The organism is Gilliamella sp. Gris3-2 (genome assembly GCF_001690345.1).
Taxonomy (GTDB): domain Bacteria; phylum Pseudomonadota; class Gammaproteobacteria; order Enterobacterales; family Orbaceae; genus Gilliamella; species Gilliamella bombi.
The window spans coordinates 126,052-143,044 of sequence record NZ_LZHB01000023.1; the positions used below are offsets into that span (position 1 = coordinate 126,052).

Below are 16,993 nucleotides of genomic sequence, written 5' to 3' on the forward strand. Positions count from 1 at the left end.
AGATGAGAATTAATATGCCATTACATCCAATTACCGAAATAGCTAAACAATGCAACATTCCAGAAGAATTTGTCCTGCCTTACGGCAAGCATGTGGCAAAAGTTGATCTATCCATTCTTAAAACCAAACCAAACAAACCTAACGGTAAATTGGTATTAGTTACTGCTATCACGCCGACGCCACTTGGTGAGGGTAAAACAGTTAATACTATCGGGCTAAGTGAGGGCTTAAATTATATTGGTAAGTCAGCAATCGCTTGTATCCGTCAACCAAGTTTAGGTCCTGTATTTGGTGTTAAAGGTGGTGCTGCTGGCGGTGGTAAAGCCGAGGTTTTGCCAATGGAAACATTAAATCTACACTTAACAGGTGACATTCATGCCATTACTGCCGCACATGATTTAGCTTCTGCTGCTTTAGATTCAAGGCTTTATCATGAAGAACGTTTAGGTGATGAATTTACTGCACAAACAGGTTTACCGCGTTTAAACATTGATGTAAATCGCATTGTGTGGAAGCGAGTGATAGATCATAACGATCGTGCACTTCGAAAAATAACTGTCGGTGTTGGTGGTGGCGTTAATGGTATTACGCGCCAAGATGGATTTGAAATTACCGCAGCGTCAGAACTCATGGCAATTTTAGCCTTAGCATCAGATTTACAAGATATGCGTGCGCGCATTGGACGTATTATTTTAGCTTATAGTATCCAAGGCGAGGCGATCACTGCAGAACAACTTGAAGTTGCTGGCGCCATGACTGTGTTACTTAAAAATGCGATTAATCCAAACCTGATGCAAACTGTTGAAAACACACCTGTACTTATTCATGCTGGACCTTTTGCTAATATTGCCCATGGTAACTCATCTGTCATTGCTGATCGTATTGCGTTACAACTTGCTGATTATGTTGTGACTGAAGCGGGCTTTGGTTCAGATATGGGCATGGAAAAATTCTTTAATATCAAATATCGCCAAGCTGGCATTAAAGCTTCATGTGTAGTGCTTGTTGCAACAGTTCGTAGTTTAAAATCTAACAGTGGTAAATATAATATTAAACCTGGGCAAGCAATTCCAAAAGAAATTTCGGAATCTAACGTTGAATTACTTGAAATTGGTGCTGCCAATTTAGCATGGCATATCAACAATGCCAAAAGCTATAGATTGCAAGTAATTGTCGCTATTAATCGCTTTCCTCACGACAGTGAAGAAGAATTAGCGTTTTTACAAAAATATGCGATTGAACATGGTGCATTTGCCTGTGAAGTGAGTGAAGTCTTCACTCAAGGCGGTAAAGGCGCTGAAAAATTAGCAAAACATGTTATTAAAGCGTGTGAAATGCCAAGTGAAATTAAATTGCCTTATCCTGATAATATGCCACTCGCAGATAAGATTCAAACCATGGTAAAAAAATATGGTGCTAACAAAGCTAATTTATCAGCCACTGCACTGGAAAACATCAAAGAGATCGAAGAATTAAAACTGGATCATTTGCCACTTTGTATTGCTAAAACACCAATGTCAATTAGTGCCGATGCTAACTTAAAAAATGTACCAACTAATTTTGACGTTGATATCAGCCATTTGGCTATTTCAGCAGGGGCTGGCTTTATTCGTGTTTACGCTGGAAATGTGATGACCATGCCAGGGCTTGGTACTAATCCTGCTTATAGGCATATTGATATTGACAAGGATGGTAATATTGTAGGTTTAAGTTAATGCAAGAAGTAATTATGCAAACCCAAGAACAATATAAAGCATTTATTGACGAAGAAAACTGTATTGGCTGTGGCAAATGCATTCGTGTTTGCCCAACTGATGCCATTGTCGGCAGTAAACAAGTGTTGCACACAATTTTGCCACAGTTATGTACCTCGTGCAGTAATTGTATTAATACCTGTCCAACAGACTGTATTACATTAAGCACTTTAGGCACTGTATTAAGTGAATCAGAAGAGTTAGCGCTAACTGAGAAAAAGCAACAGCGAATAAACCATAATCAATTAGTGCCACCAACAATTTTGTTTCCTCGTGTCACACCGATGGCAAACAAAACTAGCACATCGATCGACCGAAAACAGTCTATCGCCGATGCCATTGCTAGAGTAAAAGCCAAAAAAAACCTCGCTAAATAGCGAGGTTTTCATATTACGATAGAACTAATATTAATTAGTCTTTATTACCACTTCTAAATGCACGTTTTCGGTCATTTTCCGTCAAATGACGTTTACGAAGACGAATAGATAACGGTGTTACTTCCACTAATTCATCATCGTCAATAAACTCTAACGCTTGTTCCAATGACATTTTAATTGGTGGTGAAAGTGTTGTTGCTTCGTCGGTACCTGATGCTCGCATATTAGTCAATTTTTTACCCGTTAAACAGTTAACAGTTAAATCGTTTGAACGAGTATGAATACCAATGATTTGCCCTTCATATACTTCAGCACCATGACCTAGGAATAACTTACCACGGTCTTGTAAACCATATAACGCATAAGCCAATGCTTTACCTGTACCGTTAGAAATCATTACGCCATTATTACGCTGACCAATTTCACCCGGGCGAACATCATCATAATGACTAAATGTAGAATAAAGTAAACCTGTACCTGAAGTCATAGTCATAAATTCAGTTCTGAAACCGATAAGTCCACGACTTGGAATGACATAATCTAAACGCACACGACCTTTACCATCTGGTAACATGTTGGTTAGATCACCTTTGCGTAAACCAAGAGCTTCCATTACTGAACCTTGATGTTGTTCTTCAATATCAAGGGTAACTTGCTCGAATGGCTCTTGTTTTTTACCGTCAATTTCTCTAAAAATAACCTTAGGGCGAGAAACTCCTAACTCATAACCCTCACGGCGCATATTTTCAATGAGTACTGATAAATGCAATTCACCACGACCCGATACTCTAAAAGCATCTGGATCTGGAGTTTCTTCAACGCGCAATGCAACATTATGTACAAGTTCTTTATTTAAACGCTCAAGAATTTGTCGAGATGTTACATATTTACCTTCTTTACCAGCAAATGGTGAGCTATTAACATTAAAGAACATAGTTACTGTTGGTTCATCAACAGTTAATGCCGGCAGAGCTTCGACGCAACTGTTATCACAAATCGTGTCAGAGATACCGAGTTCACCAAGACCAGTTAATGCAATAATATCACCAGCTTCGGCAACTTCAGCTTCATAACGTTGCAGCCCTAAATGACCTAGCACTTGCCCTACTTTACCTGTACGTTTGTTACCTTCACTATCAACTATAGTCACTTGTTGATTTGGTTTAACACGACCACGTTTAATACGACCAATACCAATAACGCCAACATAATTATTATAATCAAGTTGAGAAATTTGCATTTGGAATGGACCATCTAAATCCACTTTTGGTGGTTCAACATGTTTAACAATCGCTTCAAATAGTGGCGTCATATCTTCAGCCATATTTTCATGATCTAAGCCCGCAATACCCATTAATGCAGAAGCATAAACAATAGGGAAATCTAGCTGTTCATCAGTAGCGCCTAAATTAACAAACAGATCAAACACTTGGTCAACCACCCAATCAGGGCGAGCTCCTGGTCGGTCTACTTTATTGATAACCACAATCGGTTTTAAACCATAAGCAAATGCTTTTTGCGTTACAAAACGTGTTTGAGGCATTGGTCCATCCATTGCATCAACGAGCAATAATACAGAATCAACCATAGACATAACACGTTCAACTTCACCACCAAAATCAGCATGTCCTGGGGTATCAACAATATTAATTCGGTAACCATTCCAATCAATAGCGGTATTTTTAGCTAAAATGGTAATACCACGCTCTTTTTCAAGCGCATTTGAATCCATTATGCGTTCGTTATCGTCACCACGTAGATTATCTAGCGTACCTGACTGTTTTAATAACTTATCAACCAATGTTGTTTTACCATGGTCAACGTGAGCAATAATGGCAATATTTCTTAAATTTTCAATCACAATTAAAATTCCAATTAGGAGACAGATTCTATAGGCGCAGTATTGTACACCTTTTTAGCCGAAATGTTGATCTATATCACAAAGTTTCTTTAAAAGAAGTTGAACACTTGATATCTCTAGAAAAATATCAATTTATTTGTAAAAAAGTTTCAGGTAACTATACGTTTAAGTATAAAACTGTTTGGCAAATTCATCTACCTTTGCCCAATCTGTATATTCAATAACTGGTTTTGTTACATCAGTATCACCTTTCCCTAACCACATAATAAAGCGGATCATATTGCGATCAAACCAATTATATTGAGGATAATAAAGCGCACCAGCAAAAACAGCAGTAAAAGCTGGTTTCCATGCTATTTTAGCTAAAAACTTTTTGGTATATAAATTTGTTTCTGGTGTATTTTTGTTGGGTTTTCTTGCCACCATATTTACCCCAAAAAATCCAGACTTCATTCTATTTAACTGCTGATAATTCTCATTTATAAACTTTTTCATTAATTTGCTATAAAATCCATAGCGAATGGAACTTCCCAATAAGGCTGCTTGGTATTGTGTCAAATCGATTTTAGTATCGGGTAACAGCTCAATAACATCACAATCACATCGACCATTAAGTCGTGTTTTTATACGTTGCATAATCTTAAATGTCTGTTTTTCATGTGTGGTATAGAGTAATAAAACTTTTATAGCGGAATTCATAACTTGCTGCCTCTTTTGTTAAACTCTTGGGTAAATATCAATTTTACTTTTTTTATGATAAAAATTAAAAGATTGGGGATGATTTCATTAAAAATTTTGATTATAGTGTTACGCTAATTCAACCAGATCGGAACCAATTATGGCAATTTCACCACCAAAGCTAAGTGCAATTATTTTGGCGGCAGGAAAAGGCACACGGATGCATTCCAACCTACCTAAAGTTTTACATAAAATTGGCGCCAAGCCGATGTTACAACATGTGATTGATACAGTTCAACAACTTAATACAAATCGCATCAATATTGTTTATGGACATGGCAAACAACAGCTTAAAGATGCGCTTAAAGATGCGCTTAAAGAGCAACATGTGCAACTGGTATATCAAGCTGAACAACTAGGTACTGGTCATGCAGTGCAACAAGCTATCCCTTACATTCAAGATGACGAAGATATCTTAATTTTATATGGCGACACTCCCCTTATATCGGCTCAAACACTACAAACTTTAATTGCCAGTAAACCCCAGCAAGGTATCGCTTTATTAACTGTTATTCTTGAAGATCCAACAGGTTATGGTCGAATAGAACGCAAAAATGGCAAAGTTGTTGCTATTATTGAACAAAAAGATGCTACACCAGAACAACAAAAAATCAACGAAATTAACACCGGCATAATGCTAGTTAACGGAAAATTATTGAAAAGTTGGTTATTACGTTTAACCAATAATAATGCGCAAAAAGAGTTCTACTTAACCGATATTATTGCTTTTGCTTACCAAGATGGTTATGAAATCTTAACCTCGCACCCAGTTCAACAATTTGAAGTTGAAGGTGTTAATAATCGCCTACAATTGGCAATGTTAGAAAGACAATATCAACACCTGCAAGCTCAAAATTTATTACTAGCTGGTGTAACACTGCTTGATCCAAATCGCTTTGACTTACGAGGCACACTATCGCATGGTAAAGATGTTACGATTGATTGTAATGTAATTATTGAAGGAAATGTCAAACTAGGCAATAACGTATTTATTGGTGCAGGCTGTGTCTTAAAAAATTGCTCAATTGATGACAATTCAACAATCAGCCCGTATAGCATTATTGAAGATTCAACTATCGCTAAACAGTGCACTATTGGACCTTTCGCCCGTCTACGACCTGGTTCACAGCTTGATGAACAAGCCCATGTTGGCAACTTTGTTGAATTAAAAAAAGCACATCTAGGCCAAGCAAGCAAAGCCGGACACTTAAGCTATCTTGGCGATAGCGAAATTGGTAGTAACGTCAACATAGGTGCAGGCACCATCACCTGTAATTATGACGGTGCAAATAAATTTAAAACTATTATTGAAGATGATGTGTTTGTCGGTTCTGATACGCAATTAATTGCACCTGTAAAAGTGGGTAAAGGGGCAACTATTGCAGCAGGCACAACGGTTACCAATAATGTGAATGAGAACGAATTGGTCGTAAGCCGAGTAAAACAAAAACAACTTGCTGGTTGGAAACGACCAACAAAGCTAACTAACGAGGAATAAACTATGTGTGGAATTGTAGGTGCTATCGCCAAACGTGATGTTGCTGAAATATTATTAGAAGGTTTAAAACGATTAGAATATCGTGGTTATGACTCGGCAGGACTGGCTATTATTTCATCACAAGGTGAATTACAACGCGTTCGCCGTGTTGGCAAAGTACAAGCACTTAAAGATGCCATTGAACAGCATCCACTAGAAGGATCTACAGGAATTGCTCATACTCGCTGGGCAACTCATGGTGAACCAGCTGAACACAATGCTCATCCACATGTATCTGGTTTTATTGCCGTTGTGCATAATGGAATTATCGAAAATTTTGAACCACTACGTGAAAAGCTGATCGCCAAAGGTTATCAATTTCGTTCAGAAACGGATACTGAAGTTATTGCTCACTTAATTCATAACATTATATCAACAGAAGATTGTTCCTTATTTGACGCTGTACAAAAAGCTATTCCGCAACTACGAGGGGCTTACGGTACAGTCATTATGGACACTCGCAATCCAGATATACTTGTTGCGGCACGTTCAGGCAGTCCTTTAGTTATAGGTTGTGGTGTAGGTGAGAACTTTATCGCATCCGATCAATTAGCACTATTACCCGTCACTCGCCAATTCATCTATTTGGAAGAAGGTGATATCGCACTTATCACTCACCGAAAAGTAACAATCTTAGACAAAAATCATCAAAAAGTAGCAAGACCATGTTTAGAATCTGATGCAAAGTATGATGCGGGTAGTAAAGCAGGCTACAGCCATTACATGCAAAAAGAGATCTACGAACAACCTAATGCAATAAAAAATACGCTTGAAGGTCGCATGGTACATGGTAAAGTTGATTTGTCCGAACTTGGTGATGAAGCCAAAGCCATCCTTAAACAGGTTGAGCATGTTCAAATTGTTGCCTGTGGTACTGCTTATAATGCAGGTATGGTTGCACGTTATTGGTTTGAAGCTTTAGCAGGAATTCCTTGTGATGTTGAGATTGCATCAGAATTCCGTTATCGAAATCCAGCTCGTCGCAAAAATAGCTTATTTATCACCCTTTCACAATCTGGTGAAACGGCTGACACACTCGCTGCATTGCGATTAGCCAAAGAAAATAATTACCTAAGCACCCTTGCTATCTGTAATGTGGCAGCCTCAACACTCGTGCGCGAAGCAGATTTAGTTCTATTAACCAAGGCGGGGGTTGAAATCGGTGTTGCGTCAACTAAAGCCTTTACCACACAATTAACGGTTTTATTGCTACTAGTTGCTAAATTAGGACGCATAAATAATATTGCTGAAAGTACTGAGCAGGCTATTGTGCATGCACTACAAGTCCTACCAAACCGCATTGAACAGGTGCTAACAGCAGAACCTCAAATAAAAAAACTAGCTAGTCATTTTGTGGATAAACATCATGCGCTATTCTTAGGTCGAGGTGATGAGTATCCAATCGCTATGGAAGCTTCGCTAAAGCTCAAAGAAATATCTTATATTCACGCTGAAGCCTATGCTGCTGGTGAACTCAAACATGGTCCACTTGCATTAATTGATGCGGATATGCCAGTGATTGTTATGGCACCAACCAACGAAATGCTAGAAAAATTAAAATCTAATATAGAAGAAGTTCGAGCGCGTGGCGGTCAACTGTATGTTTTTGCCCAAGAAGATTCGGAATTTGTTAGTGATGACACCATGCACATTATAAACCTACCCCATATTGAAGAACTTACTGCACCAATATATTACACAGTACCTACACAACTACTTGCGTATCATGTTGCTTTGATCAAAGGAACCGATGTCGATCAGCCTCGTAATTTAGCAAAATCGGTAACGGTAGAATAGATACGCAAACAACTTACTATTTTTATTTAACTGTGTTGTTATACTTATAGTGTAAATATTTTATTTGAATTATAACTATTTAAGGAGAGATTCATGGGAATAGAATATAGTATCATTGCAATGGATGACAGTGTTACACAAGATATTGTTTTAAATGCGTTCAGCCCGTATTGTACTAAAAAAGATGACGAAGAATATTTATTAGATTATGGTGATGAAGTTTATGAAGATATGATTATATGCAATCATTGTACCTTATATCTATCCTTCAAAGAGAGCAGCAAGGATATAATAGAGTCGATTGAAATTATTAAACCTTCTGATCATCCAGCGTTAGAAAAAGCCATCTTTTTACTTATTCATGAACATCCAATGTTTATTGCCGGTCCAGATTTTCCATTGATGACAGCAAATAAAAAATGTATGGATTTATTAAAAGTAAAAGATATTGAAACCTATGAAGACACCGAATTAGTTTCGTCATTTGATGAATTCTCTAACCTTTTAACTAGTTACGAATAGATATAAATGACCTAAAAGCCGTCTGATTTTTATAAATTAAAGTAGTGGTATGACCATTTGTTTTTTGAACTCGTTAGTAAAGCTACGTTTTGCTCTTCGTGATGAATCGACTGCCATTGTTGTTACCTTCTCTTATTTTTTAGTTTATCATAACAATGACCTTATAAAACTGGTACTACTTAGTGTAGCCGATCCATTCATTTTGATGAATTGTAGTGGTAGTGCCTTCATCATGTATTTAATATACGCAGGGATAGTTCATTCCATTTTCTATAAGAACAAAGGTTTCATCTAATACATCATAAAATGGTGCAGAGTCCTTTTTCTCTTTCCATATATCATAGGCAGCACTATATACAAACTCTAATAGAGTCGATAATATCATTGGTCTCATATCATGCAAATGGTTTACCCCTAATTTTTTTGCAATTAATTCGGTAAGGAGTTGTTTTTTTGATTGTAATAATTCATTATTTTTTGCACGAATCGACGGATGATTCCGAATTAGATCTCTTAGTATCTTAAATCTATTTGGATCTATTCCGTAAGCTCCCTCTTCACAGCATTTTGTTACATTTACCGATGATTTTCGTAATGCAAGTAATATGGATTCAGTTGCGGGTCTAAACTCTAAAGATGTGATAATTTCATCATATTCGACTAGCTGATAATCTAGAACTACATCCTCTTTACAGGAAAAATAACGAAAAAACGTCCTAGATGATACATCAGCAAGATCTGCGATATCATTTACGGTGGTATTATCAAACCCTTTTTGTACAAATAACTTGAATGCGGCTTCAACTAGCTCTTCTCGCATTTTTATTTTTTTTCTTTCTCGAAGAGAGTCGTTTGTTTTTGTCACGTATTAATGCTCCACTAAAATTTAAATTAAGTACTTCATTCTTATATGTCATACCTTTTAGTTACAGACTCTAGCAGTATAAAGCTATATTAGATATGTAAGAAAATCTAAGTATTTTACTAATTATTCTTGTCAAGCAGCAATACTTTTCATATACTTAATATGTCGCTTAGTGACAAATTGCATAAATAGACAATTGTCGCTTAGTGATAAAGTTCGCAAAATGCCACTTTAATTGTAATTATCTCACTTGTATGGCTTTAATATAACAGTTTGGGTTTTTAACATAATTAAAAGGACCGTTGATATGGAATATATACCATTTAAAATTAATTACTCATTCCCCAAAAAAGATGAGTTATTCTCAAATATACCAAATTGGAAAATTGATTGCTCTCGAGCAGTATTATTAATTCATGATATGCAACATTTTTTCTAAATTTTTTTGAAAATGAAACTAAATAATATGAACGAGAATTTAGAATCAATTCTTTCAGATCAACCCACTTCATTTGCTATCGTTTATAGACCGAAATTAGACAACAACACAGTCGACGTATTTACTGGCAATTTTGCAACTTACGACACACTTGACGATATTCCGTTTGATTCTTTCAATTATAAACAAAATAAACTACATGATGTATTAGCATTAATCTCATTTAAACAAATTAAAGAGAAAGGATTCAAATATGTTGATGACGAAACTCCTCTTGTTGTAATGAAAATTAAACAACAAACAAAAATAATAGAAATGATAGAAGATCATAATCTACTTATCGAAAATGAACATTACAGTAATAGTGATAAAGAACATAAAAATCTTGTAGATAGTATCATTTCAAATGAAATTAACAACGGAATCGGAGCTAGTTTTGTTTTAAAGAGAACATATTTCGCTACTATCAAAGACTATAGTATCAAAAAAAACCTATCTATATTTAAAAAAAGCTTATTCAATATTCTTATTGATAATCAAGAATTAACTTTTACAAAAAATACTTTATCAGCTTAGGATAATTAATTATGACAGAAAAAAATCAAGACAGTTCAAGTGTTAACTCGAAAGCAGATAAAAAAGCATGGTTTGGGTTAATAACTATATTAGCGTTAGTACTTTTGGTTTCAATGGATGGTTCTGTACTATATTTGGCTATGCCAAAGATTACATCTTCAATTTTACCTACAGCCGATCAGTCATTATGGATATTAGATATTTATGGATTTATTGTTGGCTCTTTATTAGTCGTATTTGGAAACATAGGAGATCATTATGGAAGACTACGATTAATTATATTTGGCTCAATAACTTTTGGTGTTGGTTCAATTTGTGCTGCATTTTCATCAAGTCCAGAAATGTTAATTATTAGTCGAGCGATTATGGGGCTAGGAGGAGCTACATTACTGCCATCAGGGCTTGCTATTTTAAGTAACTTATTTTTGAATCCAAAGCAGCTTGCACAAGCAATTGGAATATTTGCAGCTACATTTGCTGGGGGATTTGCCATTGGACCAATAATAGGTGGACTTCTTCTAAGTAAATTTGACTGGGGAGTTGTATTTTTTATTAATATCCCAGTAATTATTTTATTTTTGATCTTTTCTCCTATTTTTCTAAAAGAAGTTAAGCAAGTAAACTATGGAAAGATAGACATATTAAGTTTAGTTTTATCATTTGCAGGAATTTTATTATTCACTTATTCAATAAAAAACGCCGCAGCCTATGGTATATCTACTTTACAAATCACAATTGGTTTGATTGGTATCATAAGTTTAATTTGGTTTGTCAGAAGACAAAATCATATTAAATATCCACTGTTGAATGTATCTTTATTTAAAGATCGTGTTTTTTCAATTGCAATTGCTACAGGATTATTATCCTTGGTCGTATGGTCTGCTTCGGGCTATTTAACGGGTATTTATCTTCAATCTGTTCTAGGATTTGATGTTTTTACAGCTGCATTATTTGCTCTACCTGGTGCGTTTGTATTAATCATTACTTGTATCGTAACAAATAAAATAGCTGATCGTATTGGTAAAAAGAATTCTCTAGTCATGACTCATTTTTTCCTTAGCTTGGGAATAGCTATTCTATTATTTACAAATATAGAACACGGAGTTATTGCAGTAATAATTTCATCTATTATAGCTGGTGTTGGATATGGACTATCTTTTAGCCTAGTCGCAGAGATAGCTATTTCAGCAGTACCTCCTGCTAACGCCGGAGCAGCAGCTTCATTAGCAGAAACAAGTAACGAAATAGGAAATGCATTGGGAATTACTATCTTGGGTTCTTTAGCTGCATTTTACTTTAGAGTTTCTGGACCAAATGTTGCTGGAACATTAAATGAAACACTGGATTATCCGAATTTATCGATTGCATTAATCAATCAGGCAAAGTTTGCTTTTGTCGATGGAATGCACATTGCAATCCTTGTGGCAAGTGCACTAACTTTCATTGTCGGTATTTTAGCAATTTGTTGGATTCCTAAATCAATTTCTAAATAAATTTACGGGAGTTATTATGCGTTTGATCCATATAATATCTGACATAATGAAAACCGCAAGCTTAAGCAGATGTTTGCCGAACTGAGCTTAAAATCCCAGCTTCAGGAAGAAATCATAAAAAAGCTGTAGTGCCCACAAAAGCACGTAAAACGTGGGCACAGCAACTACAACAAAATCATTCGGTTACTATTGCTATGAGTTGTGCCATTGTTGGCTTAAGTCGTTGTGCTTACTATTATCAACCTAAGTTACCGGATGATTCGGTGATTGTTTCGGTTTTGAATGCTATCGTTGACCGGCATTTGCGCTAGGGCTTTCCCAAATGCTTTAATCGTATCAAAAAGCTCGGCTATAAATGGAATCATAAACGGGTGTATCGGGTGTATTGCCAATTAAAGCTTAATCTCAGGGTAAAGCGTAAACAGCGCATTCCTCCACGAAGCCCAGAAAGGCTATCAGCACCCAATAAACAAGGTGAATGTTGGTCAATGGATTTTATGAGTGACAGTAGCCGTAATCAACGTCGCTTTAGGACATTCAATGTCATCGATGACTTTAATCGTGAGGCGTTAGGGATTGATATTGCAGTAAGCTTACCAGCAGGAAGGATTACCCGTTACTTAGATAAACTGGCCGAATATCATGGGTATCCATTAAAAATACGGGTCGATAATGGGCCAGAATTTACAGGAAAAACCTTTATAAACTGGGCTAAATCACATGATATAGCCATTGATTATATCCAGCCCGGTAGCCCTTATCAAAATGGCTATATTGAACGATTTAATCGTACCTATCGTACTGAAGTACTCGATTTATATCTTTTTAACAACTTAGCACAAGCAAGGAGAATAACCGAAGAATGGTTAACGATTTATAATACCGAAAGACCGCATGAGGCATTAAATAACATGACACCGATTGAGTATAAAACACTAAAACAGGCAGCATGATTTTCTACGTGAGTTGTGTACTAAGTTTGGGGGTATTTACAATCCAAAAGTATAGATAAAAGTGAGGTAACTACTAATTCATCTTTTCCTATTTTATTCATTTAACAATCTCCTTTTCCATTAGGCTTTATTTTTCACTAGGTTCAACAGCGACTATATCATAAAGAAAGCGTAGCATTCACCGATTTGTTAAAATGCATAATAATCACATAAACCAAAAAGTCACTAACCCTAACTACCAATAAATAAATGGAAAAGCAGAAAGAGTGGTACGAACTTTAATGAAGATATGGCATAATCAGCAAATATCCGAAGATTCAAAAAATAGAAAACAAAAGTTTAAGCGATTTATTAGCTATTATAATACAATTAAATCTCATCAAGCGATATCCAGTAAAAAGCCTTATGAGTGTTTAGAGGGTTATTTTAGTCATGAAATGTAGACAACCCACTGTTTTCTTTTAACAAAGATATTATCAAATTTTTGTGTGGAGATTATTATGAGCCATATGTGGACATTTCAACGTGTTGGTGGGCTTGATCAAGTCGTATTTAAAAGTGCCAGTGATATTATCAATTTACCTGATTTAGATCCTAAATTATGGGTGGCTTTAAGTTGCCCAACAACAGGGTTGGATTTTGATGAACGAACCTTATCTCTACTCGATTCAGATAATGACGGACGTATTCGCATACCTGATATTTTAGATGCCATTAGCTGGACTTGCGATAAAATCAATTCATTTGATAGTATCTTAAGTACAAGTGAAACATTACCATTATCACAAATTAACGCATCGATCCCGCAAGGAAAAAAATTATCAGTCACCGCACAAAGCATTTTAGCTAGCTTAAATAAAAAAAATGTGGATTATTTAACACAAGATGATATACAACAATCAATAAAAATCAATGCTGACAAACTTTATAATGGTGATTTAATCTTTCCTCCATCAAGCGAATTGTCACCAAACATGCAAATGTTTATTACAACAGCAATCAAAACTACTGGTGCACAAAAAGATATGAGTGGGCAAGATGGCATTGATTTAAACATAGCAACCACCTTTGTTGAAAATCTACAAACGTGGTTACAATGGCAAACAAAAATAAGTAATACGCAAACCCCATTTGGTGAAAATACCGCAGAAATTTGGAAACTAATTCAGCTATTAAAACCCAAAATTGATGATTATTTTTTACGTGCTGAATTAGCACAATACGCCCCTCAAGCGCAAACGGCACTTAATGTCGACGAAAAATATATTGTACCAACACAAAACGGATTACTATCTGAAGAAGAATTAGCCGAATTACCGCTATCCAAAATCGACACAACTGATACTCTAGATCTAGTCAATGGGCTAAATCCACTTTGGAAAGCTAAAATCAGCCGATTTAAGACATTAATAGAATCATCATTATCCAACCCAGACCAACTAACACAACAAGAATGGCAAAATATACAACAAAGCTTGCAAGCATATACCTCACTTATTAGCACTAAGCCCGAAATGGCACACTTAACTGTTGAAATTGAGCCTTCGGCCAGTATAGATGATATTCCTATTAGCATCATTACCAACCTAGCTAACAATGATTTACTGACTGAATTTGAGCAAATGGTTGAACAAGATAATCAAACACCGATATCCGCATCAGATATTCTCGTGTTAGAAAAATTAGTTCTATTTCATAAACACCTCTACCGTTTGCTAGTTAACTTTGCCTCTTTTGCAGACTTCTTTCAGCCTGAAACACGAGCAGCATTTCAACTTGGTGAACTCTACATTGATGGTCGCTGTGCAACACTTTGCGTTGCGGTCGATAATATTGCCAAACACGCAACCATGGCAAATTATTCTGAACTCTGTTTACTTTATTGTGAATGCACTAGACATGGAGAAAAACAGCTAATTGCAGCAGCAATGACAGCAGGACAAGGTGATTTATTAATTGAAGGTCGCAATGGTGTGTTTATTGACAATAAAGGTAACGATTGGGATGCCAATGTTGTGAAAATAATCACTAAGCCAATCAGCATCCAACAAGCAATTTGGGCTCCTTATCAACGTATGGGGCGTGTGATTACCGAACAAATTAACAAATGGGCAAGCAGCAAAGATGCCGATGTCGAAAAATCAAGTGAACAAACACTACAAAATCCAGCTAATAAGTTTGATATTGGTAAAAGTGTAGGGATTTTTGCTGCAATTGGTTTAGCCATTGGCGCAATCGGCACAGCATTAGCCACAATATTCCAAGCCATTTTTGCGCTAGCTTGGTGGCAAGTACCTTTAGTTTTTATTGGATTATTTCTAATTATTTCAGGACCTTCTGTTATTTTAGCATGGTTAAAATTACGTCGAAGAACACTTGGACCATTACTAGAAGCATCTGGTTGGGCAATTAATGGGCAAGTCAAAATCAACTTAATGCTAGGAAGCTTGCTCACTAGCAAAGCCCAGCTCCCTACCAATGCAAAACGTAATTTGCGCGATCCAATGAAACAACGTCACAACAAATTAGTTATTATTTTTTGGTTAGCAATTTTACTTGGTGTTGGAGTTACAGGAGGCTGGTTATGGCATGAAGGTTACCTTGACCGCTATATCGAACAGCACAAACAAGCACAAACCCAAAACAAAACTGACACAAATGCCAATATTGGTAAATAAAAGCAAAAAACCATTTCGCCGACAACCGTCGGCGAAATGAAACAACCATTAATGCTGATAAACTGGCAAACGACGGCAAATTTCAAGCACCTTTTCTTTCACGGCTTGGATGTTTTGCTCGTCATCGATATTATCTAAAACATCACAAATCCAATTAGCTAAATCTCGCGATTCGGCTTCTTTAAAGCCTCGGCGAGTAATAGCCGGCGTACCGATACGCACACCAGATGTTACAAATGGGCTTTGTGGATCTTTTGGTACACTATTTTTATTAACGGTAATATTAGCACTACCTAAAGCCGCATCAGCTTCTTTACCTGTGATATTTTTATCGACTAAATCAATTAAAAACAGATGGTTTTGTGTTTCGCCAGAAACTACCTTATAGCCACGTTGCAAAATCACCTCGACCATAGCTTTAGCGTTTTTCACCACTTGCTGTTGATAGATTTTATACTCAGGCTCCATCGCCTCTTTTAACGCAACTGCTTTAGCGGCAATTACATGCATTAAAGGACCACCTTGTGCTCCTGGAAAGACAGCAGAATTTAACTTTTTATATAATTCTTCACTACCACCTTTAGCCAAAATCAAACCGCCACGAGGACCACCTAAAGTTTTATGAGTTGTAGTAGTAACAACGTGAGCATAAGGAACTGGATTTGGATAAACACCTGCCGCAACTAGCCCTGCCACATGCGCCATATCCACAAAAAAATAAGCACCCACACTATCGGCGATTTCACGCATACGTTGCCAATCCACCACCCCAGAATAAGCTGAAAATCCACCAATAATCATTTTAGGTTTAGATTCTTGAGCTGTTTTAGCTAACTTGTCATAATCAATACGCCCTGAATCATCAACACCATAATCCACAACATGATAAAATTTACCCGAAAAGCTAACTGGTGAACCGTGCGTCAAATGCCCACCTTCAGACAAATTCATACCTAAAACAGTATCGCCTGTATTTAAAAGCGCCATATAAACGGCAAAATTAGCTTGTGAACCTGAATGCGGTTGCACATTAGCATAATCAGCACCAAATAAAGCCTTAGCACGATCAATTGCTAATTTTTCAACAATATCAACATACTCACAACCACCATAATAACGTCTTCCGGGATAACCTTCGGCATATTTATTGGTTAATTGCGAACCTTGCGCTTGCATTACTCGTGGGCTGGTGTAGTTTTCTGATGCGATCAGTTCAAGGTGATCTTCTTGGCGCTGTTCTTCACCTTTAATAGCATTCCACAATTCCGCATCATAATCGGCAATAGTCATATCTTTACTAAACATGTTAACTCCTAGTTATTAATCGCAACAAACCTTAAACGTTGTCGCACACTACAGTATAAAAAAACAACACCAATTATCCTTACTTAATCAGTGCTTAA

General features: G+C 36.4%; 14 protein-coding genes and 1 pseudogene. 11 read left to right on the plus strand and 4 right to left on the minus strand.

Features of this window, described 5'->3' with window-relative positions; genetic code table 11:
* Positions 1–14: 14 nt before the first annotated feature.
* Positions 15–1,715 (plus strand): formate--tetrahydrofolate ligase, encoded by a 1,701-nt coding sequence (locus tag A9G32_RS03960; protein ID WP_218055826.1) that lies wholly within the window; start codon positions 15–17, stop codon positions 1,713–1,715.
* A complete protein-coding gene (locus tag A9G32_RS03965) occupies positions 1,715–2,131 on the plus strand; it encodes an RnfABCDGE type electron transport complex subunit B (RefSeq protein ID WP_065590068.1) in 417 nt (138 codons plus the stop codon). Before A9G32_RS03960 ends, A9G32_RS03965 begins: the two co-directional genes overlap by 1 nt.
* A 34-nt stretch (positions 2,132–2,165) precedes the next feature.
* Here A9G32_RS03965 and typA read toward each other — a convergent pair whose 3' ends face one another.
* Together typA and hemG are read right to left on the minus strand one after the other, a co-directional pair.
* Complete coding sequence (gene typA, locus A9G32_RS03970; protein WP_065567901.1) at positions 2,166–3,992, minus strand: ribosome-dependent GTPase TypA; 1,827 nt, start codon at positions 3,990–3,992, stop codon at positions 2,166–2,168.
* Between the two features lie 165 nt (positions 3,993–4,157).
* On the minus strand, positions 4,158–4,691 hold the full coding sequence (gene hemG, locus A9G32_RS03975) for a menaquinone-dependent protoporphyrinogen IX dehydrogenase (protein WP_081296739.1): 534 nt from the start codon (positions 4,689–4,691) through the stop codon (positions 4,158–4,160).
* A 139-nt stretch (positions 4,692–4,830) separates the two neighbouring features.
* Here hemG and glmU point away from each other — a divergent pair, with 139 nt between their 5' ends.
* From glmU to A9G32_RS03990, 3 genes are all read left to right on the plus strand, one after another.
* Positions 4,831–6,228 carry a bifunctional UDP-N-acetylglucosamine diphosphorylase/glucosamine-1-phosphate N-acetyltransferase GlmU gene (gene glmU, locus A9G32_RS03980; RefSeq protein WP_065590067.1) on the plus strand — a complete coding sequence of 466 codons (1,398 nt, stop codon included), beginning with the start codon at positions 4,831–4,833 and terminating at the stop codon, positions 6,226–6,228.
* A 3-nt stretch (positions 6,229–6,231) separates the two neighbouring features.
* On the plus strand, positions 6,232–8,064 hold the full coding sequence (gene glmS / locus A9G32_RS03985; RefSeq protein WP_065590066.1) for a glutamine--fructose-6-phosphate transaminase (isomerizing): 1,833 nt from the start codon (positions 6,232–6,234) through the stop codon (positions 8,062–8,064).
* A gap of 93 nt (positions 8,065–8,157) precedes the next feature.
* Complete coding sequence (locus A9G32_RS03990; protein WP_065590065.1) at positions 8,158–8,586, plus strand: hypothetical protein; 429 nt, start codon at positions 8,158–8,160, stop codon at positions 8,584–8,586.
* A 238-nt stretch (positions 8,587–8,824) separates the two neighbouring features.
* On the opposite strand, the gene A9G32_RS03995 is transcribed toward A9G32_RS03990, so the two are convergent.
* On the minus strand, positions 8,825–9,451 hold the full coding sequence (locus tag A9G32_RS03995; protein WP_218055827.1) for a TetR family transcriptional regulator: 627 nt from the start codon (positions 9,449–9,451) through the stop codon (positions 8,825–8,827).
* A gap of 466 nt (positions 9,452–9,917) precedes the next feature.
* On the opposite strand from A9G32_RS03995, the gene A9G32_RS04000 reads away from it, so the two are divergent.
* The 6 genes and pseudogenes from A9G32_RS04000 (at position 9,918) to A9G32_RS04020 (ending at position 15,590) form a co-directional block, all read left to right on the plus strand.
* A complete protein-coding gene (locus A9G32_RS04000) occupies positions 9,918–10,466 on the plus strand; it encodes a hypothetical protein (protein WP_065640640.1) in 549 nt (182 codons plus the stop codon).
* A gap of 11 nt (positions 10,467–10,477) precedes the next feature.
* A complete protein-coding gene (locus A9G32_RS04005; RefSeq protein WP_065590063.1) occupies positions 10,478–11,959 on the plus strand; it encodes an MFS transporter in 1,482 nt (493 codons plus the stop codon).
* Between the two features lie 128 nt (positions 11,960–12,087).
* Positions 12,088–12,270 carry a hypothetical protein gene (locus tag A9G32_RS04010; RefSeq protein WP_065590062.1) on the plus strand — a complete coding sequence of 61 codons (183 nt, stop codon included), beginning with the start codon at positions 12,088–12,090 and terminating at the stop codon, positions 12,268–12,270.
* Positions 12,271–12,282: 12 nt separating this feature from the next.
* Positions 12,283–12,912 (plus strand): annotated as a pseudogene (locus A9G32_RS04015) (IS3 family transposase); the annotation flags it as partial.
* A 245-nt stretch (positions 12,913–13,157) separates the two neighbouring features.
* Entirely contained in the window at positions 13,158–13,355 is a 198-nt protein-coding gene (locus A9G32_RS13560) for an integrase core domain-containing protein (RefSeq protein ID WP_442902812.1), read from the plus strand.
* Between the two features lie 57 nt (positions 13,356–13,412).
* On the plus strand, positions 13,413–15,590 hold the full coding sequence (locus A9G32_RS04020; protein WP_065590059.1) for a phage holin family protein: 2,178 nt from the start codon (positions 13,413–13,415) through the stop codon (positions 15,588–15,590).
* A 48-nt stretch (positions 15,591–15,638) separates the two neighbouring features.
* Here the strand turns inward: A9G32_RS04020 and glyA are convergent, their stop codons facing one another.
* On the minus strand, positions 15,639–16,895 hold the full coding sequence (glyA, locus tag A9G32_RS04025) for a serine hydroxymethyltransferase (protein WP_065590058.1): 1,257 nt from the start codon (positions 16,893–16,895) through the stop codon (positions 15,639–15,641).
* Positions 16,896–16,993: the final 98 nt, after the last annotated feature.

Excerpts from the sequence above, each read along its gene's own strand:
- A9G32_RS03960 (WP_218055826.1), top strand. The coding sequence starts at position 15 with ATGCCATTACATCCAATTACCGAAATAGCTAAACAATGCAACATTCCA.
- A9G32_RS03965 (WP_065590068.1), top strand. The coding sequence starts at position 1,715 with ATGCAAGAAGTAATTATGCAAACCCAAGAACAATATAAAGCATTTATT.
- hemG (WP_081296739.1), bottom strand. The coding sequence starts at position 4,691 with ATGAATTCCGCTATAAAAGTTTTATTACTCTATACCACACATGAAAAA.
- glmU (WP_065590067.1), top strand. The coding sequence starts at position 4,831 with ATGGCAATTTCACCACCAAAGCTAAGTGCAATTATTTTGGCGGCAGGA.
- glmS (WP_065590066.1), top strand. The coding sequence starts at position 6,232 with ATGTGTGGAATTGTAGGTGCTATCGCCAAACGTGATGTTGCTGAAATA.
- A9G32_RS03990 (WP_065590065.1), top strand. The coding sequence starts at position 8,158 with ATGGGAATAGAATATAGTATCATTGCAATGGATGACAGTGTTACACAA.
- A9G32_RS04000 (WP_065640640.1), top strand. The coding sequence starts at position 9,918 with ATGAACGAGAATTTAGAATCAATTCTTTCAGATCAACCCACTTCATTT.
- A9G32_RS04005 (WP_065590063.1), top strand. The coding sequence starts at position 10,478 with ATGACAGAAAAAAATCAAGACAGTTCAAGTGTTAACTCGAAAGCAGAT.
- A9G32_RS04020 (WP_065590059.1), top strand. The coding sequence starts at position 13,413 with ATGAGCCATATGTGGACATTTCAACGTGTTGGTGGGCTTGATCAAGTC.
- glyA (WP_065590058.1), bottom strand. The coding sequence starts at position 16,895 with ATGTTTAGTAAAGATATGACTATTGCCGATTATGATGCGGAATTGTGG.